17 protein-coding genes are annotated in these 22,363 nt (G+C 74.3%); 3 read left to right on the top strand and 14 right to left on the bottom strand.

Features of this window, described 5'->3' with window-relative positions; translation table 11 throughout:
- Nucleotides 1-63 precede the first annotated feature (63 nt).
- The 3 genes from Cba03nite_RS06365 to Cba03nite_RS06375 form a co-directional block, all read right to left on the bottom strand.
- Nucleotides 64-423, bottom strand: a complete 360-nt coding sequence (locus Cba03nite_RS06365) for a WhiB family transcriptional regulator (protein ID WP_203742967.1) — start codon at nucleotides 421-423, stop codon at nucleotides 64-66.
- Between the two features lie 121 nt (nucleotides 424-544).
- Nucleotides 545-898, bottom strand: a complete 354-nt coding sequence (locus tag Cba03nite_RS06370; protein WP_203742969.1) for a hypothetical protein — start codon at nucleotides 896-898, stop codon at nucleotides 545-547.
- Between the two features lie 132 nt (nucleotides 899-1,030).
- A complete protein-coding gene (locus Cba03nite_RS06375; protein WP_239125507.1) occupies nucleotides 1,031-3,205 on the bottom strand; it encodes an ATP-dependent DNA helicase UvrD2 in 2,175 nt (724 codons plus the stop codon).
- 84 nt (nucleotides 3,206-3,289) lie between these two features.
- On the opposite strand from Cba03nite_RS06375, the gene Cba03nite_RS06380 reads away from it, so the two are divergent.
- Entirely contained in the window at nucleotides 3,290-3,550 is a 261-nt protein-coding gene (locus Cba03nite_RS06380; RefSeq protein ID WP_203742971.1) for a mycoredoxin, read from the top strand.
- Nucleotides 3,551-3,571: 21 nt separating this feature from the next.
- Here the strand turns inward: Cba03nite_RS06380 and Cba03nite_RS06385 are convergent, their stop codons facing one another.
- The 10 genes from Cba03nite_RS06385 to Cba03nite_RS06430 form a co-directional block, all read right to left on the bottom strand.
- Nucleotides 3,572-3,820: a hypothetical protein gene (locus tag Cba03nite_RS06385; protein WP_203742973.1), complete on the bottom strand. Its 249-nt coding sequence runs from the start codon at nucleotides 3,818-3,820 to the stop codon at nucleotides 3,572-3,574.
- Between the two features lie 161 nt (nucleotides 3,821-3,981).
- The gene (locus Cba03nite_RS06390; protein ID WP_203742975.1) at nucleotides 3,982-4,920 is read right to left on the bottom strand and encodes a helix-turn-helix domain-containing protein; all 939 of its coding nucleotides are present in this window, start codon (nucleotides 4,918-4,920) and stop codon (nucleotides 3,982-3,984) included.
- 157 nt (nucleotides 4,921-5,077) lie between these two features.
- Nucleotides 5,078-5,983 (bottom strand): NAD(+) diphosphatase, encoded by a 906-nt coding sequence (gene nudC, locus Cba03nite_RS06395; RefSeq protein WP_203742977.1) that lies wholly within the window; start codon nucleotides 5,981-5,983, stop codon nucleotides 5,078-5,080.
- Nucleotides 5,980-7,302, bottom strand: a complete 1,323-nt coding sequence (locus tag Cba03nite_RS06400; RefSeq protein WP_203742979.1) for a M16 family metallopeptidase — start codon at nucleotides 7,300-7,302, stop codon at nucleotides 5,980-5,982. Before Cba03nite_RS06400 ends, nudC begins: the two co-directional genes overlap by 4 nt.
- Nucleotides 7,299-8,594: a M16 family metallopeptidase gene (locus tag Cba03nite_RS06405; protein WP_373315733.1), complete on the bottom strand. Its 1,296-nt coding sequence runs from the start codon at nucleotides 8,592-8,594 to the stop codon at nucleotides 7,299-7,301. Before Cba03nite_RS06405 ends, Cba03nite_RS06400 begins: the two co-directional genes overlap by 4 nt.
- Nucleotides 8,595-8,693: 99 nt before the next feature.
- Nucleotides 8,694-10,148: an FAD/NAD(P)-binding protein gene (locus tag Cba03nite_RS06410; protein WP_203742983.1), complete on the bottom strand. Its 1,455-nt coding sequence runs from the start codon at nucleotides 10,146-10,148 to the stop codon at nucleotides 8,694-8,696.
- Nucleotides 10,149-10,340: 192 nt separating this feature from the next.
- Nucleotides 10,341-11,543, bottom strand: a complete 1,203-nt coding sequence (locus Cba03nite_RS06415) for a S8 family serine peptidase (RefSeq protein ID WP_203742985.1) — start codon at nucleotides 11,541-11,543, stop codon at nucleotides 10,341-10,343.
- A gap of 109 nt (nucleotides 11,544-11,652) precedes the next feature.
- Entirely contained in the window at nucleotides 11,653-11,796 is a 144-nt protein-coding gene (locus Cba03nite_RS06420) for a hypothetical protein (RefSeq protein ID WP_203742987.1), read from the bottom strand.
- Nucleotides 11,797-11,917: 121 nt separating this feature from the next.
- Nucleotides 11,918-15,205 carry an ATP-dependent helicase gene (locus tag Cba03nite_RS06425; protein WP_203742989.1) on the bottom strand — a complete coding sequence of 1,096 codons (3,288 nt, stop codon included), beginning with the start codon at nucleotides 15,203-15,205 and terminating at the stop codon, nucleotides 11,918-11,920.
- On the bottom strand, nucleotides 15,202-18,462 hold the full coding sequence (locus Cba03nite_RS06430; RefSeq protein WP_203743311.1) for an ATP-dependent helicase: 3,261 nt from the start codon (nucleotides 18,460-18,462) through the stop codon (nucleotides 15,202-15,204). The genes Cba03nite_RS06425 and Cba03nite_RS06430 overlap by 4 nt, the downstream gene beginning before the upstream one ends.
- A 232-nt stretch (nucleotides 18,463-18,694) precedes the next feature.
- Between Cba03nite_RS06430 and Cba03nite_RS06435 the strand changes: the two genes are divergently transcribed.
- A complete protein-coding gene (locus Cba03nite_RS06435; RefSeq protein WP_203742991.1) occupies nucleotides 18,695-19,225 on the top strand; it encodes a SigE family RNA polymerase sigma factor in 531 nt (176 codons plus the stop codon).
- Between the two features lie 2 nt (nucleotides 19,226-19,227).
- On the top strand, nucleotides 19,228-20,487 hold the full coding sequence (locus tag Cba03nite_RS06440; RefSeq protein ID WP_203742993.1) for a hypothetical protein: 1,260 nt from the start codon (nucleotides 19,228-19,230) through the stop codon (nucleotides 20,485-20,487).
- 76 nt (nucleotides 20,488-20,563) lie between these two features.
- On the opposite strand, the gene Cba03nite_RS06445 is transcribed toward Cba03nite_RS06440, so the two are convergent.
- On the bottom strand, nucleotides 20,564-22,201 hold the full coding sequence (locus tag Cba03nite_RS06445) for a PKD domain-containing protein (RefSeq protein WP_239125508.1): 1,638 nt from the start codon (nucleotides 22,199-22,201) through the stop codon (nucleotides 20,564-20,566).
- Nucleotides 22,202-22,363 lie beyond the last annotated feature (162 nt).

The raw sequence follows: 22,363 nt of genomic DNA on the forward strand, positions 1-22,363 counted from the left end.
GTTTCCGTTCTCGAGTAGTTGCGTAGCCGGCAGGCGGCTGGATCGGTGTTGCGGAGTTGCTGCTCAGGCAGCGAGCCGGACCGACTCGCGAGCGGTGACCGCGGCGACGCGCGCCTCGGTCTCGGCCACCAGGGCCGCCTCGCGAGCGAGGTCGTCCTTACGCGGACGGCCACGCGGACGCTTGCGCGCCACGACCGCACCACGCTCGAAGATCTCGCCGCCCCAGACGCCCCAGGGCTCCTCGCGCTCCAGAGCGCCGGAGAGGCACTCGACCTTGAGCGGGCACTCGCCGCAGAGCGACTTCGCCAGCTCAAGCTCCGCAGGAGCGTCGGAGAACCAGAGGTCCGGGTCGAACTTCCGGCAGGGCAGCTCCGCACCCAGCTCGACGCTGAAGTCGAGGGCTGGGGCCAATGCCAGACTCATCTTCCGGTCACCTTCCTTTCATCGCGATCTCGTGGATCGGCTTTCCATGGGGGTGGAAATAACTAAGGCCGCGGATCCCGGTGTACGGGTTCCGCGGCCTCGAGGTGAGCCGGTGGTCTGGTCAGACCTTTGGTTTACCTCGAGGTGGAACACCGCCGAATCCATCGAGCTTGACGCCCGTGGACTCCTGGACCCGGTAGGCCAGGGTGGTGCTGATGGTGCTGGGGGTGGTGCTCTTCAGGGTCATGGCGCCCGCCGGAGCGGCCGCCTTGATCTCGATCGGGGTCCACGCCAGCTGTCGCAGGACGGGCAGCTGGGCCACCGGCAGCAGGCCGGCGACGGCCGGGGCCGCGAAGCCACGGGTGGCGTGGCCACCGATGACGGCACGGTTCCTCGGCGAGACGGTGACCGACGGCGCGCAGGCAGCGGCGAGCGACGGCAACACAGCGTTCGGGGTCATGAACGTGATCTCCATGGGACTCGCCTCCTCTCCAACGCACCCTAGAATCGAACAGAACGTGAATCACCGCTCAGGAGCAGCACTGATGCGCGCTCTTGAAGGTGTGACCGAAGGTTATGCCTCCCGGGCGGGAGCGCGCAAACGGTTTTACGGCTCTGTTGCCAAATCTTTTTGAAGATCTTCTGAGCCGGGTTCGGCGGGCAGTAGTTCATCGGGCGTCGCGCCGTTGAGCAGGGCCAGCACAGCCTGGCCGTACTTCTCCAGTTTGCGCGGACCGATGCCCGCGATCTGGACCAGGCCCGCGTTGTCGGAAGGCTGACGTTCGGCCAGCGCGGTCAGCGTCGCGTCGGTGAAGACGACGTACGCCGGCACGCTCTCCGCCTTCGCGGCCCGCGCCCGCCAGTCGGTCAGCCGCTCCAGCAGCTCCTCGTCCAGCGAGGACGGGCAGCCGGCGCACCGGCCGAGCTTGCGCTCCGCCCCCCCGAACAGGGTCGCCCCGCACACCCGGCAGCTCACGATCACCGTCTTGCGGGGCAGGCGCTGGGCCGGGCGCTCCGCCCGCTCGGCGCGCGGCGCGGTGGTGTGCCCGCCGAAACCCGACAGCACCCCCTGCAGGAAGCGGCACGGGCGCCGGGGCCGCCCGCCCGGTGAGCGGGCCTCGCCGTAGCTCAGCCAGAGCAGGCGCCGGGCCCGGGTCACCCCGACGTACAGCAGGCGCCGCTCCTCCTCCAGCGCCTCGGGGGTGCGGGCGTACGCCGTGGGCAGGGTGCCCTCGGCGAGCCCGACCAGGAACACCGCGTCCCACTCCAGGCCCTTGGCCGAGTGCAGGCTGGCCAGGGTCACCCCGTCCACGGCCGGGGCGTGCTGCGCCTGGGCGCGCCGGGCCAGCTCGGCGTTGAACCCGGCCAGCCCGTCCTCGCCGCCCGGCTCCGGGCGGAACTCGGCGGCCAGGCGCACCAGCGCGGCCAGCGCCTCCCACTGCTCGCGCGCCGCACCGCCGGCCGGCTGGCGCTCGGGCTGCCAGCCCAGGCCAGTGAGCACCGCGCTGACCGTGCCGGGCAGGTCGTCCAGGCCGTCCTCGGTGCGTGAGGCGCCGCGCAGGGTCACCATCGCCCGGCGGATCTCGGCCCGCTCGAAGAAGCGCTCGCCGCCGCGCAGCACGTACGGCACCCCGGCCTCGGCCAGCGCCTCCTCGTACGTCTCCGACTGGGCGTTGGCGCGGAACAGCACGGCGATCCCGGCCGCGGGGGTGCCCGCAGCGATCAGCTCGGCGCAGCGGCGGGCCACCGCGACCGCCTCGGTGTGCTCGTCGGCGAACACCCGCGCGTCCGGCTCCGGCCCGGCCGGGCGCTGGCCCACCAGGTCCAGCCGCAGCCGGGCCTCGCTGCCCTTCGCCTGCCGGATGACCGCGTTGGCCAGGCCCACCACCTGCGGCGTGGACCGGTAGTCGCGGACCAGCCGGACCACGGTGGCGTCACGGTGGGTCCGCGCGAAGTCCACCAGGTAGGCCGACGTCGCGCCGGTGAACGAGTAGATGGTCTGCGCCGCGTCGCCGACCACGGTGAGGTCGCGCCGCCCGCCCAGCCACGCCTCCAGCAGCCGCTGCTGCAGCGGGTTCACGTCCTGGTACTCGTCGACGACGAAGTGCCGGTACTGCGCGCGGACCTGCTCGGCGACGTCGGGGTGCTCCTCGATGCCCCAGCACATGGCGCGCAGCAGGTCCTCGAAGTCGATCACGCTCTGCTGCCGCTTGACCTGCTCGTACGCCGTGTAGACGGCGGCGACCTGGGCCGGGTCGAGCGGGGTCTCCCGGCCCGCCTTGGCCGCCGCGACGGCGTACTCCCCCGGCTCGACCAGGCAGGCCTTGGCCCACTCGATCTCGGCGGCGAGGTCACGGGTGCCGGTGCGGTCGACCCGCACCCCGGCGCGCGCCGTGGCCAGGGTGACCAGCTTCGCCTTGCTCTCCTCCAGCGGCGGCATGTCCCGGCCGCGCAGCAGCCGCGGCGCGAAGTAGCGCAGCTGGCGCAGGGCGGCGGCGTGGAAGGTGCGCGCCTGTACGCCGTGCGCGCCCAGCCCGATCAGCCGCTCCCGCAGCTGCGCGGCGGCCCGCGCGGTGAACGTGACCGCGAGCACGTGCTTCGGCTGGATCTGCCCGCTGACGACGCGGTGCGCGATCCGGCTGGTGATCGCCCGGGTCTTGCCGGTGCCCGCGCCGGCCAGGATGCAGACCGGGCCGGCGGGCGCGACGACCGCAGCCCGCTGCTCCTCGTCCAGGCCGGCGAGCACCTGCGAGGCCGTGTCGGCGTCGGCGAATCGGGTCACAACAAGGAATCATCCCAGGTGTTGTGGATGTTGAGTTGCGTAGAGTCCCCCGGAGCCCCCGCTCCCCCGACCCGAGGATCGTCCATGCTGACCATGTACTCGACCACGTGGTGTGGTTACTGCCACCGGCTGCGCTCTCAGCTCGACCGGGAGGGCATCGACTACACCGTGATCGACATCGAGCAGGACCCGAACGCGGCCGACTTCGTGATGAGCGTGAACGGCGGCAACCAGACCGTCCCGACGGTCCGCTTCGCCGACGGCTCCGCGCTCACCAACCCCAGCATCATCCAGGTCAAGGAGCGCCTGGCGGCCATCGCGGACACCGCCGCCGAGCCTGCCTGACACCTGCCCCGCCGGCCGGGCTCAGCTCGGCCAGCGGGGCGCGTCGAGGCGTACGACCTTGACGCGCTGGCGGCCGGAGCGCACGGCGCCCACCGAGGCCAGGGCACGGGCGAGCTGGAGCGCGGCGTCGAGGGTGTCCGCCTCGGCGACCTGTCGTCGCTGCTCGGGGCTGCTGGTCTCATCGCGCAGCGGCGATTCGTCGAGGAACGACGCGACCACTTCCTCGGGCGCGAAGGGTCGTACCTCGGTGCGAACGATCAGGTACCGCATGCGCTGCTCCGTCACTGTCTGCCGGGCGGAGGTCGAATGTGGGTCCATGGGTGGAAGTTCCACATTCGGCTGATGTCATGCTTGTGCATTTCCCGAGCTGGAATCAAGCAAGACGCGACGATCGGCGAGCAGCACCGCCCGAACGGGTGACGGAGCGTAGTTTACTTCCGGCGCGAATCTTCGATGCGGGCGCTGATCCACGATCGGGATCGGATCGGGTCGAGCGCGGCGTCAGTTAGCCAGCCGAACACCGTGGCGTACCGGTCGACGCTGTTGCGGTCGGTGAGAACCAGCTCACGGGCCAGCGTTTCCACCGCGACGGTCTCCGGGTCCCCCGGGTCGGGAAAGTGATAGATAGAAAATCCCGTATACGGTACGAAGTGGCGGCCGACCGTCGCGGTGCGCGGCAGTACTCTGATCGTCACGTTGGGTAACAACGCGAGATCGGCGAGGTGGACCAGCTGCGCGTCGCGCACCTCGTCCGGCGCGCCGCGGCCGGTCAGCGCCTGCTCGTCGAGGATCGCCTCGTAGCGCGGCGGATCGGGCGCCCGGGTGAGGATCGCCTGGCGGGCCAGCCGCGCGGCCACCTCGGTCTCCGGCTCCTGCGGCGCGGGCGGCTCGGCCACCGGCCCGATCGCGGGCCGCTGGGCGGGCACGGGCGCGGACACCCCGGCCGACAGCGACCACGAGGACAGGATGCGCACCCGCGCGTAGTCCGGCGTCTGCAGCAGGCCGGGCACCACGCCCAAGCCGTACTCCCTGATCCGGGCGCTGCCCGCCTCCAGTTCGGCGTACCCCCGCTGCCGCTGGGTCATCACCGGGTAGGCCCGCAGCCAGGCCCGGGTGTTGCCGGCGTCGCGGGCGATCGCGACCAGCTGCTCGCGGTCGCGGCCGCGCACGCGGTAGAGGTCGAGCAGGTCCAGCACGTCGGCCAGGTCGGGGCGGCTGCGGCCGTTCTCCAGCCGGGACAGCTTGGACTTCGCCGCCCAGCCGACCCGCTCGACGACCTGCTCCCCGGTGAGCCCGGCGACCTCGCGCAGGCGGCGCAGCTCCACGCCGAGGCGCTGGCGGCGGACGATCGGGCTGGATCCTCGCGGCAAGGGGGACCTCCGTCGGGGCGACCGGCCCCCAGGCTAAGCCGCCACCCCCACCCCTCCCCCGCTCCGACACACCCTTTTCCCAGGTTGATCACGGTCCCGGGGTGGCGACACGCCGCCCATCACGTCCATAAGTTCATGATCAACGCGACGGAAGGCGTCAGGCGTGGCCGTGGAGCCAGTGGAGGACCAGGCGGTAGGCGATGGAGGAGCGGTTGGGGAGGGTGAAGGAGGTGTCGGAGCCGTCGGTGACGGCGGCGATCTCGGCGCGGGTGAACCAGCGGGCGTCGATCAGCTCCTCGGGGTCGGTGCGGATCGGGTCGGCGGCGGGGTCGGCGGTCGCGGTGAAGCCCAGCATCAGCGAGCGGGGGTACGGGAACGCCTGGCTGGCCAGGTAGCGCACCTCGTGGACGCGGACGCCGGATTCCTCGTAGACCTCGCGGGCCACCGCGTCCTCGGCGGTCTCGCCCGCCTCGACGAAACCGGCCAGGGTCGAGTAGCGGCGCTTGTCGGCCTTGGCCCAGATGACGTTGGAGCCGAGCAGCGCGCGGCCGTCCGGGCCGGGCACTCCGTCGTGGACCAGCATGATGACGGCCGGGTCGGTGCGGGGGAAGTGCAGCTCGCCCTCGCTGTCGCGGCGGACCCAGCCGCCCTGCTCCACCGTGGTGGGGCGGCCGGTGCGCGGCGCGAAGAGGTGGTCGCGGTGCCAGCGGACCAGCGCCAGCGCCTGGGTGAGCAGCGCGGTCTCCCGGGGCGGCAGGTCGGCGCCCACCTCCCACAGGTGCCGTGGCGCCGCGCCGGGCACCTCGGGCAGGGTGCGGTTGACCGCGAAGTACGGCATGCCCTCGGCGTCCACCGCGAGGAACAGCGGCTCGCCCGCGGCGTCGCCGGGGCCCACCTCGGCCGAGGTGAACAGCACCAGCCGGTCGTCGCGGATCAGCGCTCTGCCGTCGTCGCCGACCACGACCACGCGGCCGCGCTGCCAGGCGTCGGCGAGCCACTGCGGGTCGGCGCGGCGGAACGCGGCCCGGTCGAGGTCCGACCGGGCCGCCTCATGCTCGTTCACGGCTTCGACTCGACCTCGACCGGCACGATCGCCGCGACCGCGGCCTGGATCTTCTCGGCGTCGCCGAGGATCACCGGGGCCGCCACGGCGGGCGCCAGGTACGTCGCCGCGGCGCGGTGCACGTCCTCCAGCGTGGCCGCGACGAGCCGCTCCGAGTAGTCGGCCAGGTAGGTCAGGCGCAGCCCGAACCCGGCGTAGGAGCTGGCCAGCCCGGCCAGGCCGGCCTGCGTGGACATGCCCAGCTGCAGCGTGCCCAGGGTGTACTGGCGTGCCTGCTCCAGCTCGGCCTCGGCCACCGGCAGCGCCGCGATGCGGCCCAGCTCGTACAGCGTCTCGACCAGCGCCGGGGCGGTGACCTCGGTGGCCACCTCGGCGGAGACGGTCAGCGTGGAGCCGGCCACGGAGTGCTCGATCACCGAGTGCGGGCCGTAGGTGTACCCCTTGTCCTCGCGGATGTTCTCCACCCAGCGGGACGAGAAGTAGCCACCGAAGATCATGTTGGCCAGCTGCAGCGCCGCGTGGTCCGGGTGGGTACGCGGCACCGCGGGCAGCGCGATGCGCAGCGACGACTGCACCGCGCCGGGCCGGTCCACCAGCAGCAGCGGCCCCGGCGTCAGCGCCGGGATCGGCGGCAGCTCGGCGGTCTCGCCCCGGCCGTCCCAGCCGCCCAGCCGCTTGGCCGCGATCTCGACCGCCTGCTCCGGGTCCAGGTCGCCGACCAGCACCAGGGTCGCCCCGGCCGGGTGCAGGCGGCGGGCGTGCAGCGCGCGCAGGCCCGCTGGGGTCACCGCGCGCACCTCCTCCACCGACGGCGTCTGCACCGCGTACGGGTGGCCCGGATAGATGCGCTTGAGCAGCGCGACCCGCGCCAGGTGGGCGGGCTGGCTCTGGGCCACCTGGATCCGGTCGGCCAGGCGCTCGGACTCGGTCGCCACCTCACCCTCCGGGTAGGCGGCGTCGTGGAGCACCTCGGCGAGCAGCTCCAGCAGCCGGTCCAGCCCGGACACCAGCGAGTTGCCGCTGATCAGCAGCCGGTCCGGGTCGATGCCCGCGCCCAGGCCGCCGCCGACCGCCTGCAGGTCCGCGGCGATCTGGACGGTGGTCTTGGTGCTGGTGCCGGAGAACAGCGTCTGCGCCAGCACCGCGGCCTCGGCCAGCTCGGTGCGGGCGAACGGCACCCGCAGCCGCACCTCGGCCAGCGGCACGCTCGGCCGGCGGATGGCCAGCACGGTCAGCCCGTTGGGCAGCGTCCGCTCGGCCTGCAGCGGCAGCGACAGCGGCCGGGTCTCGTCGAGCTCCGGCAGAGCGATCGTCGTCACTGGTTTCCTCCGGGCACGACCTCGATGGAAGCCCGGCGGTGCGGGCGCAGGGCGGCGGCGGCCGACCGGATCTGCTCCTCGGTCACCTCCGCGATCAGGTGCGGCAGGTCGTTGAGCAGGCCCGGGTTGCCCCGCTGGAGCTCCAGCACGGCCATCCGCAGCGCGCGGCCCAGCACGGCGTCCGTCTCGCGGAGCAGGTGCGTCGCCATGCGGGCCTGGGTGCGGGCCAGCTCGCCCGGGGTGAGCCCGTCGGTGGCCAGCCGGTCCAGCTCCTCGTCGATGGTGACCAGCACCTTGTCCACGCTGCCGCCGGGCGGCAGGTGCGACTGGAGCAGCAGCGCGGTGGGGTCGCGCACCTCGAACGGCTCGCCCATGAAGCCGAGGTAGCCGCCGACGCTGGTGACCGTGCGGTCCTTCAGCACCAGGCGCTCCACCAGCCGGGACGCGTCGCCGTCGGTGAGCACCTCGGCCAGGACCACGTACGGCAGGTAGCCGGCGAAGTCGGTGATCGGGTTCGGCACCCGCCACGCCGAGGCAACCGCGGGCAGCGGCGCGAGCCGGTCCACGTAGGACTCGCGGCGCTCGGCGGTCAGGTCCGGCTCGTCGAAGTCGGCCAGCTGCGGCGCCGGGCGCGCGGGCACGTCGCCGAAGTGCCGCTCGATCAGGGTCCGGGCGTACGCTGAGTCGAAGTCGCCGGACACGCTGAGCGTCGCGTTGCCGCAGGCGTAGTAGCGGTCGAAGAACTCGGCCGCGTCGGCCACGGTCGCGGCCTCCAGGTCGCTGAACGACCCGTAGCCGTCGTGCGCGTTGGGGAACGTGTCGAACATGACCGGCGGGAGCTTGAGCCACGGGAACCCGCCGTACGGCCGGTTCAGCACGTTGACCCGGATCTCCTCCTTGACCACGTCGATCTGGTTCTTGAGGTTCTCCTCGGTCAGGCGCGGCCCGCGCATGCGGTCGGCCTCCAGGAAGAGCATCCGCTCCAGCGCGTTGCTGGGCACCGTCTCGAAGTAGTCGGTGTAGTCCAGGTGGGTCGAGCCGTTGAAGGTGCCGCCCGCGCCCTGCACGTGCCGGAAGTGGGCGAGCTTCTCCAGGTTGGCCGAGCCCTGGAACATCAGGTGCTCGAAGAGGTGCGCGAATCCGGTGCGGCCCTCGGGCTCGGACCGGATGCCCACGTCGTAGACGACCGCGACACCGATCACCGGTGCGCTGCGGTCCGGGCTGAGCACGACGCGCAGGCCGTTGGGGAGCGTGAACCGCTCCACCTCGTATGCCGTGCGCGGGATCTGGATGCTGGTCTCGGTGGACACAAGGCCGACCCTAGCAACATGTCCGAGTGCGCGTCCGCACACGCGGGGTGTGACATGCGCGCGGGTGCCCGCCGGGAATTTCTACGACTCCACGCACTCGGCGACCGGTGCCAGGTCACGGCCGACCGCGCCGGCCAGTGCCCGCGCCAGCGCCCTCGCCTGCGCGCGGATCTCCGGTGCGGCGGTGGTCTCCCACAGCACGCCGCGGCGGGTGGGCCCGAGTGTCCACAGCGCCGGGTGCGCCGAGCCGTCGCGGCGCAGCAGCGCGCCGTGCGGGTCGGTGTCCAGGCCCAGGCCGTACGGGCCCGGCCGGGCCATGCCCTCGGCCACCAGCGCCCGGACCAGCGGATCGGACTCGACCAGCCGGCCCGGCCCGGTACAGTTCACCACCGCCGCGTAGCCGGTCGTGGTGATCGCGCCGCCGTGCCGCTCGCGCAGCACCACGCTGACCCCGCCGCCCGCCGCGGGCGCCAGCCCGCACAGCTCGGCCGCCTGGATACGCAGCTCGCCACGCTCGCGCAGCCCGTCGATCTCGTCCGCCACGGCCGGGGCCATCCGGTGCCGGTGCACCTCCCAGTAACGGGCCAGGTGCCGCAGGAAACGCCGCTGGTCCGGCTCGGGCAGGCCCTGCCACAGCGCGTCCCAGTGCGGCCGCAGCGCGTCCAGCACCGCACGCCAGTCGCCGGTCTGCTCGGTGATCGCGCGCAGGGTCCGGACCGTCCGCGCGAGCGAACCGGCGCCCAGCAGCTCGGCCAGCGCTGCCAGCGTCGCGGCCTGAGCAGCCGCCACCGCCCCGGTGCCGGACACCGCCCGCGCACCGGCCTGCGCGCCCGCCGTCCCCGCGCCCGCTGCCGGAGCGGGCCGGTGCGGCTGCGGCAGCAGGCCGTGCCGGGACACGGCGGTCAGCTCGCGGCGGCCCGCCTGGGACAGGCTCAGCGCCACGTCGACCGCGGTCAGGCCGGTGCCGATGAGCAGGATCGGCCCGTCCGGCAGATTCGCCAGCGCGCCCGGCCGCCACGGATCGGCGACGTAGCCGCCCGAGCGGGTCAGCGCCGGGTCGAGCCGGGCGGGCGCGGACGGGGCCGGGTGGCCCAGCGCCAGCACCACCCGGTCGGCCGGGATGACCACGTCGTCGCTGAGCAGCACGGTGAGCGGGCCGCCCGCGGCGGACGGCTCGAACACCCGGGCCACCCGGCCGCGCTGCACGGTGAGCCGCCCCTGCGCGGTGCGGTCCGCGTCGCGCAGCACCTCGGTGAGGTAGTCGCCGTACCAGGTGCGGGGCACGAACGCGCCGGGCGCGGTCCGCGGGTCGCGGGCGCGGCACCAGCGCAGGAAGTCCTCGGGCTGATCGGGGTCGGCGCTCATCGCCGCGGCGGGCGAGTTGAGCAGGTGCCACGGGGCGGCGGTGCCGTAGGCCAGCCCCCGGCCCGGCCGCGCGCCCGGGTCGACCATGACCACGTGCCAGCCGGTCCGCAGCAGCTCACGAGTGGCCAGTACACCGCTGCAACCGCCGCCGACCACCACCGCGATGCCCATGGCCGTACCTCCTCGTATCGCTGATCAAGTTAGGGCGCAGCCCGCCGGACCGGCCAGGCAGCCCGGCCCAAAACCTATATAACCTACCGACACGATAGGAGATGTCAGCGGCACTTGCCACCCCCACGCGCGCGCAAGGCTCCCACCAGGCCGCCCGCGCGGCATGAGGGGAGCCTTGGCGCGAAGCAGCGGTCAGCGGGCGGCAGCCGGGGTGCGCGAGGCGCGGCCCGCCCACACGCCCAGGCCGGTGAAGAACAGCAGCAGCGGCAGCACCACCAGCCAGCGCCGCCAGTCACTGCTGTCGGCCAGGGCGACCGGCAGCGGCGAGGCACTCGGCGCGGCGCTGGGGCTCGGCGCCGCCGGCGACGGGGCCGGGCTCGCCGGGGTGTCCTCCGGCAGCGCCACGGTCAGCGCGGCGGACAGGTTCAGCAGGCCGGTGCCGAACCGGCTGTCCGGGCCGGGCGCGCCCAGGTCCTGCGCGGACAGCCGCAGCCGCTGCACCACCTGCAGGGCGGTCGCCTTCGGGTAGGCCGACCAGACCACGGCGGCGGCACCGGCCAGCACCGCCGCGGCCCCGGCCCCGCCGTCGATGCGGTAGCCCGCGCCGGGACCGGTGGTGACCAGGTCCACGCCGGGCGCGGTGAGACCGGTGGTGCGCCCGCTCAGCGGCGCGACCGGCACCTGACCCGAGCGGTCGGCCGGGATGGCGTTGAGCACCCCCGGGTACGACGCCGGCCAGGGCGTGAACGGCAGCCCGGCCCGGTCCGCGTCAGCCGCGATGACCAGCACCCCGGCCGCGACGGCGGCCTCGACGGACGCCTCCAGCCGGGCGCTCGGCGCCACGCCCCGGGCCACGCAGATGATCTTCGCGCCCCCGGCCACCGCCCGGTCCACGGCCGCGGCCAGCAGGTCCGGGTCACCGCTCGCACCCGGCTCCGGCGCGAACGCGACCGGCAGGATCTTCGCGCCCGGCGCCACGCCCAGCACCCCGGCCGTACGCGGATTCGCCACAGCCTGCGGGGAGGGCTCCGGCGACGCCGACCCGGCTGCCGACGGGGATGGGGACGGCGACGTGCCCGGGGCCACCGGCACGACCGGCGGAACGTGGCCGTGACCTGCGATGAGACCGGCCAGCCCGGTGCCGCGTCCGTCCACATCGGTGCCCGAGGCGGCGTCCGCGCCCGGCAGCACCTGCCCGGTCAGGTCCGGGTGGGCGCCGTCCACCCCGGAATCGATCACGGCGACGATGATGCCCTCGCCGGTGGCGCGCTGGTGCACGGCGGCGAGGTCGAGGTCGGTGAGCTGCCACTGGGAGCTGCGGACGAGGTCGGGTTCGGCCGCCACGGCCGGGCCCGCGCCCGCGACCAGCACGGTGACCAGAACGGCCGCCGTCACCAGGGAAATCCGACTGAACATCGCGCCACTCCGGCAGGTATCGAGGAACCGCCGGTCCAGGGGGAACGGGCCGGGTTCCGAGGCGTTCACAGCTTCAGCTCCATCCGGCTCACGGCAGCGCCGGCGGATGCACCTCGACGACGATACCGGCCTGCGCCGCATGCCACGGCGCGAGCACCACGGCCCCGGCGATGCCCAGCCCGGCGAGCGCGAGCAGCATCACCAGGAGCAGTTCCCGGACCGACGACTCCACGGCGCGCCTCCCAGCGGATGCGTGTTTCCGCACCCACAATGCCCGTTCCGTACGACATCACGCTGTCGGTTCGACGACTCGTTCCGTCCGGCGTTCGGCCGATCTCCGATGGCACGGACCGTCAGTCGGTGTCCTGGGTGGGCAGTGCGGTCAGCAGCGCGGCCAGGCCCGCCGCGTCGAGCAGGTCCGCCGGGCGCACGGTGTGGTTGTCGCGTACGTAGTGGAACGCGGCGCTGACCTGGGACACCGGCACCCCCGCCAGGGCCGCCCAGGCCAGCCGGTAGGCCGCGAGCTGCACGGCGGCCGCGGTGGCCGCCGCACCGGTGGGCACCCGGCCCGTCTTCCAGTCCACCACCTCGTAACCGTCGCCCGAGCGGAACACCGCGTCCATCCGTCCACGCACGACGGTGCCACCCAGCTCGACCACGAACGGCGTCTCCACCTCGACCGGCACCCGGTCCGCCCAGACGCTCTGCTCGAAGCGCTCCTTCAGCACCGCCAGCTCCTCGTCGGGAGCGGCGTCCTCGTCGGCCGCGCCGGGCAGGTCGTCCAGGTCGAGCAGCTGGTCGGCGCCGTAGCGCTGCTCCAGCCAGTGGTGGAAGGCGGTGCCGCGGCGCGCGTACGGGTCGGGCGCGGCGGGCAGCGGGCGGCGCAGCCGCCGGGCCAGCGCCACCGGATCCTTGCGCAGCGCCACCAGCTGCGACACCGACAGGTGGGCGGGCAGCACCACGTCGGCCCGCTGCGCGCGGCGCGTCTGCTCGGCCCGCTCGACCAGCAGCAGGTCGGCCTCCTGCCGCCAGCGCCGGGTCACCTCGTCGTGCTCGGCGAGCGCCACCCCGCCGTCCGGGTCGTCGAGCATCGCCCGGACCAGGTCCGCAGCGCCCTCGACCTGGGCTCGGCGCGCGCCGAGCGGATCGCTGGGCCAGGTGGACACGACCTCACCGCTGGTCGGGTTGACCGCGTCGGGCTCCGGCTCGGGCGCCCACACGTCCACGTGGCCCTCGCCGGCCCGGCACACCGCGACGATCTCCTCCAGCAGCGGCGACGGGCCGCGCGGCTTGCGCACCTTGTCGCCCCACCAGTAGCCGGAGGCGAACAGCCAGGTCCGGGGACGGGTGACGGCGACGTACGCCAGGCGGCGCTCCTCGCGGGCGTCGTGCTCCTTCCAGTCCCGCTCGAAGTCGGCGACGGCGCGGCCCAGCTCCTTCTGGTCCCCGGCCCGCTGCACGTGCAGGGCGGGCAGGCCGTCGCGGTCGCCGCGCAGCGGGAACGGCAGCACGCCCAGGCCCTTGAGGTAGTGGTCACTCGCTTTGCTCGGCCCCGGCCACACGTCCTTGGTCAGCCCGGCCACGGCGACGACGTCCCACTCCAGGCCCTTGGCCGCGTGCGCGGTGAGGATCTGCACCGCGCCCTCGGCCACGTCGATCTCACCGGGGGCCAGCCCGCGCTCCTCGTCCTCGGCCGCGGCCAGGTAGGACAGGAACGCGCCCAGCGGCGCCCCGTCGGTCTCGATCGCGAACCGCGCCGCGACCTCGCCGAGGGTGTCCAGGTGGGCGCGGGCCAGGCCGACCTCACCGGCCCGCACCGCGACCTCGACGTCCAGGCCGGTGGTGCGCTCGATGTCGGCGATCAGGTCGCTCACCGGCTGGTCCAGCCGCGCCCGCAGGGCGGCCAGCTCCCGGGCGTACGCCGACAGCCGGGTGAACGCGGCGGGCGAGTACTGCTCGGCCGGGCCGAGGTCGTCCAGCGCCTCGGACAGCGCCGCGTCGTCCAGCCGGTCGGTGACGATCTCCGCGTCGGGCCCGGCGTGCTCGCGCCGCTCGTGCGCGATCGCGCGGGCGCGCCGGTGCAGCGCCACCAGATCGCGCGGCCCGATCCGCCAGCGCGCGCCGGTGAGCAGCCGCAGCAGGCTCGCCCCGTCCATCGGGTCGTTGAGCACCCGCAGCGTGCACACCACGTCGCGCACCTCGGGGGTGTCCAGCAGGCCGCCCAGGCCGACCACCTCGACCGGCAGCCCGCGGGCGCGCAGCGCGGCCTCGATCGGCGCGATCTGCGAGCGCACCCGCACCAGCACCGCCGAGGTGGGCCGCCGCTCGACCGGGATGTGCGCCGGGTTCTGGTCGTCGGCGACCTTCGCCTCGGTGCGCCAGGCGGTCACGATCTGGTCGGCGATCCAGTCCGCCTCGTCCAGGTGCGACTCCAGCAGCGCGCACTGCACGATGCCGGGCGCGTCGCTGCCCGAGGTCAGCGACACGACCCGGGCGCCCCGGTCGCGCAGCGGCGCCGAGATCGCGTTGGCCACCGACAGGATCTCCGACCGGTTGCGGAAGCTCCGGCCGAGCTGCGCGGTCGCCGCGGGCTCGCCGTTCACGTCGGGGAACTCGGCCGGGAACCGGTCCAGGGTGCCCGCGCTGGCCCCGCGCCAGCCGTAGATGGACTGGCACGGGTCGCCCACGGCGGTGACCGGATGCCCGCGCCCGGTCGCGCCGCCCTCGACCACGGCCACGTCCCCGGCGAACAGCGCCCGCAGCAGCGTCACCTGCGCGTGGCTGGTGTCCTGGTACTCGTCGAGCAGGACCACCCGGAAGCGGTCCCGCTCGGCCGCCCCGACCTCGGGATGGTCGCGGGCGACGCGGGCCGCGCGCGACATCTGGTCGCCGAAGTCCATCGCCTCCAGCACCTGCTTGCGCTGGTCGTACGCGCGCACCAGCGGCAGCAGCTGGAGCCGGGCGCGCTGGCGGGCCAGCAGGTCGCGCACGTCCGCGGTGACCTTCCCCGGCTTCGCGCTGAGCGTGGCGTGGAAGCGGCCGGTCCAGGCGGCCAGGCTGTCCGGGGTGACCAGGTGCTCGGCCAGCTCCCCGGCCAGCGCCAGCACCGCCGACACGACTGTGCTCGGCGCGGCCTCCACCGCCGTCATGTCCCCGGTGTACGAGCGCACCACCTCGTCGGCCAGCTGCCAGCAGGACGCCTCGGTGAGCAGCCGGGTGCTGGGCTCGTACCCGGCGCGCAGGCCGTGCTCGGTGACGATGCGCGCGGCGAAGGAGTGGTACGTCGCGATGGTCGGCTCGCCGTCCAGCCCACCCGGGATCCGGTCGCCCGCGTGCCGGCGCAGCTGGCCGAGGCGTACCCGCACCCGGTGCGCCAGCTCGCCCGCGGCCTTGCGGGTGAACGTCAGGCCCAGCACGTGCTCGGGGCGTACGTGCTGGTTGGCGACCAGCCACAGCACCCGGGCGGCCATCGTCTCGGTCTTGCCCGAACCCGCGCCCGCGACGACCAGCAGCGGCGCGACCGGCGCGCTGATCACGGCGGACTGCTCGGCCGTCGGCTCCTTCAGCTCCAGCCGCGCGGCCAGCTCCTCCGGCGTCCACCGCGGACCGTCCTCGACCAGCGGCTTCGTCGTCAGCGTCACGGTTCGACCACCTGGCGGCCCTTGCCGGAGACCGGGCAGCTGCTCTTCACCGGGCACATCCGGCACTTGTCGTTGATCTTCGCGACGAACGTGGACGCCGCCATGGTCGCCGCGGTGCGGTGCACCATCGCGTGCGCCCACTGCGGATCCTCCGCGCCGCCGATCGCGTCCTGCACCTGCTCCTTGGCGTCCTTGTGGGTCGTCCCAAGCTGCACCAGCGCCGCCCCGCCGGACTCGTCGCCCTCCGGGAACGCGCCCGCCTCCACGGCCACCTGGTATGCCCCCAGCTGCGGGTGCTCGGGCAGCTCCTCGCGGGTGGCGGTGGTGGTCTTGCCGGTCTTCAGGTCGATCACCACGAGCCGGCCCTGCTCGTCGACCTCCAGCCGGTCCACCCGGCCCACCAGGTCGATCGGCGGCTCGGCGTCCAGCCGTACGGTGAACTCGCGCTCGATCGCGACCAGGCGGCGCGGGTTCTCGGCCAGCCAGCGGGTCAGCTTGCCCAGCATCTCCTGTGACCGGTCCCGCTCCCGGCCCGCCAGCCAGGCGGCGGCCAGCTCGATCGCGTCGAAGCGCGCGGCGACGTACTCCACCAGCACCGACGGGTCGGTCATCGCCTCGTCGGCCAGCATCGCCGCGGCGTGCACCAGATTGCCCACGCCCTGCGCGCTGGACGAGGCGGGCGCGCCGCCGTGCCGCTCCAGCAGCCAGCGCAGGCCGCAGCGCAGCGCGCTCTCCATGGTGGACGGGGTGACCCGCACCGGCTCGTCCGGGCCGTGCAGCGGGCCGTCGTCGGACAGCTCCGGCAGCCCCCACCAGCTGTCCGGGTGCGCGCCGGGCACCCCGGCGGCGGCCAGCCGGGCCAGCTCCCGGGCCGCCGCGTGCCGCCGGGCCGGATCCGGTCCCGCCACGGCGGTGCGCAGCTCGGCGACCAGCGCGGGCAGCGTCAGCGCCCGCGGCGGCCGGGCCAGCTCCAGCTCGGCGACCTCGTCCTCGTCCACCTTGACCGGCGGCGCCAGCTCGAACAGGAAGCGGCTGGGCCGGTCCTCGCCGTCCGCGCCGCCGACCGCGCCCGAGTCGACCGCGGTGACCACCAGCCGCCGCCGGGCCCGGGTCGCCGCCACGTAGAACAGCCGCCGCTCCTCGTGCAGCAGCGCCGCGGTCTGCGCCACCCGCTGTGCCCGGTCGCCGGTGAACGCGCGCTGCGCCACCTCGTCGACGAGCTGCTCCGAGCCGAGCAGGCTGCCGCGCAGCCGCAGGTCCGGCCAGACGCCCTCCTGCACCCCGGCCACCACGACCACGTCCCACTCCAGGCCCTTGGCCGCGTGCGCGGTGAGCAGCCGCACCGCCTCGCCCCGGTCGCCGCTGGCGGCCAGCGAGTCGGCGGGCAGCTGCTGGTCGGCGACGTGCTCCAGGAACGTGTCGATCCGCGCGCCGGGCAGCCGGTCGGTGAACCGGGCGGCCGCGTCGAACAGCACCATGATCGCGTCCAGGTCGCGGTCGGCGGTCTCGGCGCGGCGCTGCTGGTCCAGCCCCAGCGCGGGCGCGGTGGCCAGCGCCGCCCAGCGCTCGGCCAGGCCCGCGGCACGCCATACGGCCCACAGCACCTCCTCGGCGGTGGCCCGCGGGCGCGCCGCCGCCTCCCGCCCGGTGGCCAGCAGCTTCGCGATCCGGGTCGCGGGTTCGGCCCAGCGCCGGTCCAGCGCGGCCAGCTCCGCCGGGTCGCGCAGCGCCTCCACCAGCAGCTCGCCCGAGCCGCGCGGGTCGCCGCCGGCCATCGCCAGCGCGCGCAGGCCCTGGCGCAGCCGCCGCTCGGCCATCGGGTCGGCCCCGCCCAGCGGCGAGTGCAGCAGCGCGACCGCCGCCTCCTCGGTGAGCTGGTCCGGCCGCAGCGCGCAGCGCAGCAGCAGGAGCAGCGGTTTCACCGCCGGCTGCTGGTGCAGCGGCAGGTCCTCGGCCAGCACCTTGGTCGGCACGCCCGCCTGGCGCAGCGCCCGCTCGTACGCCGGGAGCTGCGCGTTCGTGGAGCGCATGATGACCGCCATGCGCGACCAGGGCACCCCGTCCACCAGGTGCGACCGGCGCAGCCGGTGGGCCACGAACGCGGCCTCGCTGACCCGGCTGCGCAGCGCCACCACCTCGACGCCGACGTCGGGATCGTCGACCTCCTCGGCGGCGACCGCCGCGTCGAGCACGGCCGTGGCGAGCAGCGGAACCGTGTCGGGATCGGGCTCGCGAGGCGCGGGCACGAGCGGCAGGTGGCTCGGCAGCCGCCGGGCGACGCGTGCGGTGGCCTTCCGGATGGCGGGCGCGGCCCGGTGGGCGGTGGCCAGCAGCACCTGCCCGGCGCCGGGGAACAGCTCGCCGAAGGTGCGCACGATCTCCGGGTCGGCGCCCCGGAACGCGTAGGTCGACGAGTCCGGGTCGGCGAAGGCCACCAGCGGCAGCCCCTGCGCGATCAGCTGGAGCAGCTCCACCTGCGCCGGGTCGGTGTCGGCCAGCTCGTCGACGTAGACCGCCGACAGCCGGGAGCGTTCGGCGGCCAGCAGCTCCGGGTCGCGGCGCAGCGTCGCGGTGGCGGCCCGGACCAGCTCGGCGTGGTCGTAGCCGGCCGAGCCGCGGGTGCTCGCGTCGCGCAGCGCCATCGTCTGCTCGTACTCGTGCAGGAAACGTGCGGCGGCCTGCCAGTCGTCGCGCCGCTGCCAGAGCGGGTCCTCGGGGCCGATGCCGCGCTCGGCGGCCCGCAGCAGCAGGTCGCGCAGCTGCTCGGCGAAGGCGCGGGTGCCCAGGGCGGGCTGCAGCCGCGCGGGCCAGGCGGCGTCCTCGCCGGGCAGCAGCTCGCGGATGACGAGGTCCTGCTCCGGGCCGGACAGCAGGCGCGGGGACGGGTCGCCCAGCAGCGCGGCCGAGCGGCGCAGCAGGCCGAAGGCGTACGCCGGAAAGGTCCTGACCAGCGGCTCGTGGCCGACACCGCGCGCGATGCGGGACTCGATGCGGCGGCGCAGCGACTGCGAACCGCGCCGGCCGAAGGTCAGCACCAGGATGCGCTGCGGGTCGGTGCCCTCGGCCACCCGCCGTGCGACCGCCTCGACCAGGGTCGTCGTCTTGCCCGTGCCCGGCCCGCCACGCACCAGCAGCGCACCGGCCTCGTGCTCGATGGCCCGGAGCTGGGCCGGATCGGCATGCAGCGGCGGCCGGTCGGGGCCGCCGGCCCGGACCAGCCGCCAGTTCCGCTGCGCGCCGCTGCTCACGCCGAACATTCCAGCACGCCGGGGCGACACCGCCCCACTAGCCATGCGTCCCCCGTGACCCCCACCGCCCCGCCCCCGGTGGGGATGATCGCCGTTTCGTGTCACAAAGTGGGGTGTGGCCGCAGGTTTCGACACGAGACACCGATCTTCGGCCCGACCAGACACCCGTCCGCGCCCCGGCGATACAACCCGCCGCGCGCCCGGACCCGTCCAAGGGCAAACACCTACCACGGGGCGGGCGATGGCATCGAAGAACGAGCAACGGGACGCGGAGTACACCGAGTTCGTGTCGGCGCAGCTGACGTCGCTGCGCCGGACGGCCTTCCTGCTCTGCGGCGACACGCACCGGGCCGACGACCTGGTCCAGCAGGCGATCACGAAGCTCTACGTGCGCTGGCACCGCACGCGCGACGTGGTCCACCTCGACCGGTACGTGCGCACCATGCTCGTCCGCGAGTTCCTGGACGAGCGCCGCCTGTCCTGGGCGAAGGTGCGGCTGTTCGGGCACACGCCCGACGAGCGCCGCCAGCCCGAGCCCAACACCGACCTGCGGCTGGTCGTCCGCGCCGCGCTGGAACAGGTCCCCCGCCGCCAGCGGGCCGTCCTGGTCCTGCGCTTCCTGTGCGACCTGCCCGTGGACGAGGTGGCCCAACTGCTGGGGTGCTCCCCCGGCACGGTCAAGAGCCAGACCTCGCACGGTCTGGCCGCGCTGCGCCGCCACCTCGGCGGGGCGGCCGACTTTCCCCTGACGACAGCAGCCAGGAGTCACTGAATATGAACGACGAGGAGTACGGGCACCGCATCCTGCGGCCGCTCGACGAGGAGCCGGACGCGCCGTCCCGGGTGGACGTGACCGCTGCCGTGGTCGCGGGCACCCGCCACCGGCGCCGGCGGCGGCTGGCCGTCACCGCCGCCGCGGCGGCCGTGGGGCTGGCCGCCGCGAGCATCCCGGTGGTGCTCAGCCAGGCCGCCGAGGTGACGCCGGACGCGGCCGGGCGGCCGAGCGCGTCGGCCAGGCCCAGCAGCTCGCCCAAGCCGAAGTACGACCGCACGGTGAGCGTGTCGTTCCCGACCTCCTGCACCGGCGAGGCGCTGCCGGTGCCCGGCGGCGGGCAGAGCCACGCCAGCGCCCTGGACCCCACCGGCCGGTACGCCACCTACCGCACCTACTCGGCGGGCCGGCAGCCGATCATCTGGCACGACGGCGTGGTGACGAAGGTCGGCGAGCCGGGCGACGACGACAGCCTGGGCAGCATCAACTCCAACGGCGTCGCCGTCGGCCAGGTGTGGGGCAACGGCGGCCCCAGCGCGGTGGTCGCGGTCGGCAAGAGCTCGAAGGTGCTGCCCGGCGGCAAGGGCCGGGACGCCCGCGCCATCAACGAGTTCGGTGTCATCGTCGGCGGCAGCGCGGACGAGAACGCCCCGGTGCGCTGGGACTCGGCGACGTCGCAGCCGACGAAGCTGCCCCTGCCCAAGGGCGTCAAGCGCGGTCATGCGTATGACGTCGACTCCGACGGCATCGTCGTCGGCTACGTCGAGCTGCCCGGCGAGGCCACCGACGACATGAAGGCGGCCGGGGTACGCGCCGAGCGCGTGGCCTACCTGTGGCCGGCCAAGGGGCCGGGCCGGGTGCTGGAGCGCCCGGTGCTGCCCGGCGGCGTACCGGCCGACTACTACGACGCCCGCGGGATCAGCAACGGCTGGGTGGTCGGCTACGCGTCGTCGGCGAAGGCCGTCGGTACGCCCGTCGGCGTGCGCTGGGACCTGGTCACCGGCAAGGCGGAGGTGCTGCCCGAGCTGGAGTGGAGCAACGGCGTCAACGCGCACGGCTGGGTCGCCGGGATGGGCAGGGACCAGCACGCGGTGCTCACCGACGGCACCCGCACCGTGCGGCTGCCCGACGTGTTCCCGTTCCCGGAGCACGGCATGAACTTCGCGCAGGCGGTCAGCGACGACGGCCGCACCGTGGTCGGCAACGCCGACGACGGCACCCGCGACGGCCTCCAGCAGGCGGTGCTCTGGCGCTGCTCCTGAGCCGTACCCCCGGAAGAACGAAGCTCCCGCCACGCTGTGTCGACAGCATGGCGGGAGCTTCGCCGTGTGACGGGGTTTACGCGGGCTGCAGGATCACGGTCCACGTGGTGGTCGTGGTGCTGGCCGCGGCGCCGGTGGCGGTGAGGCCGCCGTACGTGCCGGTCGGCAGCGAGCTGCCGGAGTCGGCCAGCAGGCCGGTGACCCGGCCACCGCCGGTCTGCGAGCCGTTGCTGCGCACCTCCACCCCGGCCGGAGCCGTCAGCGCGGTGGACGCGGCGTCGCCGTGCATCCAGTACGACACGCCCCAGCTCTGCGCCGCGGTGACCGCGGCGTTCGGCGTGATGCGGGCGGCCGCGCTGGCCGTGTCGGCGGCGTTCGCGAAGACGACCGGCGCCGACGTGTCCACGCCGCGGTAGGCGGCGAGCACGAAGTTGCCCTTCGACTGCGCCCCGAGCGTCACCTGCACGGTGCTGCCCGCCATGCCGGCCGTGGCGGTCTTGCGCCACACCGTCGTGGTGGCGTAGCCGCCGTCGAGCCGGTCGAGCTGGGTCCAGCCGCCGCCGGTGGGCGTGCCCGTGGTGGCGTGGGTGTTCTGGCTCAGGAACAGCAGCAGCTGGTCGCCCGCCTGCACGCCGGACGGCACCGTCACCGTGTGCGTGGTGACGTTGGCGTTCGAGGTGGCCTGCCCGACGAAGGAGATCTTCTCCGGGATCGGCGCGACGGTGACCTGCTGCGTGTCCGTGTCGACGGCTCCGTCGTCGTCGGTCACGGTCAGCGTGACGTTGTAGGTGCCCGCCGCCGCGAACGTGTGCGACGTGGTCGGCACGCTGTCGGTGTCGGCGGTGGCGCCGTCGCCGAAGTTCCAGGCGTAGTTCTGCACCGCGCCGTCGGCGTCGGTCGAGCCCGCGCCGGACAGCGCGCAGACCAGGCCGGTGCACGAGGCCGCGACGTTCGCGACCGGGGCCGCGTTCGACGTGCCGCCGGAGCCCTTCATGAGCTTGATGTAGTCGATGTCGCCGACGAAGTAGTCGCAGGTGACCTCGACGCCGTCGCAGGCGCTCTTGCCCGCGATCGACAGCTGCCAGTTGTTCGCGATGGTGCCGGTCGGGCCGGTCAGGCGGCTGGTGCGCACCCCGTCGACGTACATCTCGACGTAGGTCGAGGTGCGGTTACAGGTGATGGTGTGCCACTGGCCGTCGTTGATCGTGCCGTCGAAGTACCCGGTGCGCGACGCGCCGTTGCCGCCGCGGAACAGGCACTTCGGGCTGCCACCCGGGGCCTCGAACTTCCAGTAGCCGCCCGCGGTCGCGCCCTGCCCCTTCTGCATGATGTTGCCGAAGGAGTAGGTCGTGCGCAGGCGGACGGTGAACGAGAAGTCGCCGGCGTCCGGGTTGAAGTCGCTGTGCGCGGGCACCAGGTCGACGTGTCCCGGACGGTACGCGTTCTCGCTGGGCAGCACCGTCGCGAAACGATGCCCGGTCGCACCGGCGTACAGCGTGCCCGGGGTCACGTCGGACCCGATGGTGCCGTTGCGCCCGTTGCCGCTGCTGTCCACGAGCACCGACGCGCCGTCCGGCTCGTCCATGCTCCAGAAGGCGACCGTTCTGGTGGCGACCGCGTGCGCCGGGGAGGCTCCCACGATCAGACCGGTGGCCACCAGCGCGCCCGCTACGCCCAGTCGTACGACAGAGCGCAGCCAACGCCCCTTGCTCATTGACATGGATCCCCCTAGTCGTGGCCGGCCTTCACCTAAACACGCGGTAACGAACGGGCTCTATTGCCCGATGAGCCGATAGGTGAGGTCATCCGGTCGCATGCCCGTCGACCTCGACGTGCTCTGACCTCACCGAACGCACGGGCCAAAAGAGACGGCCGG

Origin of the sequence: Catellatospora bangladeshensis, assembly GCF_016862575.1 — a bacterium.
GTDB classification, from domain to species: Bacteria; Actinomycetota; Actinomycetes; order Mycobacteriales; family Micromonosporaceae; genus Catellatospora; species Catellatospora bangladeshensis.

Coding starts and splice junctions, on each gene's coding strand:
- Cba03nite_RS06365 (WP_203742967.1), bottom strand. CDS start 423: ATGAGTCTGGCATTGGCCCCAGCCCTCGACTTCAGCGTCGAGCTGGGT.
- Cba03nite_RS06370 (WP_203742969.1), bottom strand. CDS start 898: ATGGAGATCACGTTCATGACCCCGAACGCTGTGTTGCCGTCGCTCGCC.
- Cba03nite_RS06380 (WP_203742971.1), top strand. CDS start 3,290: ATGCTGACCATGTACTCGACCACGTGGTGTGGTTACTGCCACCGGCTG.
- Cba03nite_RS06385 (WP_203742973.1), bottom strand. CDS start 3,820: ATGCGGTACCTGATCGTTCGCACCGAGGTACGACCCTTCGCGCCCGAG.
- Cba03nite_RS06410 (WP_203742983.1), bottom strand. CDS start 10,148: ATGGGCATCGCGGTGGTGGTCGGCGGCGGTTGCAGCGGTGTACTGGCC.
- Cba03nite_RS06430 (WP_203743311.1), bottom strand. CDS start 18,462: ATGTTCGGCGTGAGCAGCGGCGCGCAGCGGAACTGGCGGCTGGTCCGG.
- Cba03nite_RS06435 (WP_203742991.1), top strand. CDS start 18,695: ATGGCATCGAAGAACGAGCAACGGGACGCGGAGTACACCGAGTTCGTG.
- Cba03nite_RS06440 (WP_203742993.1), top strand. CDS start 19,228: ATGAACGACGAGGAGTACGGGCACCGCATCCTGCGGCCGCTCGACGAG.
- Cba03nite_RS06445 (WP_239125508.1), bottom strand. CDS start 22,201: ATGAGCAAGGGGCGTTGGCTGCGCTCTGTCGTACGACTGGGCGTAGCG.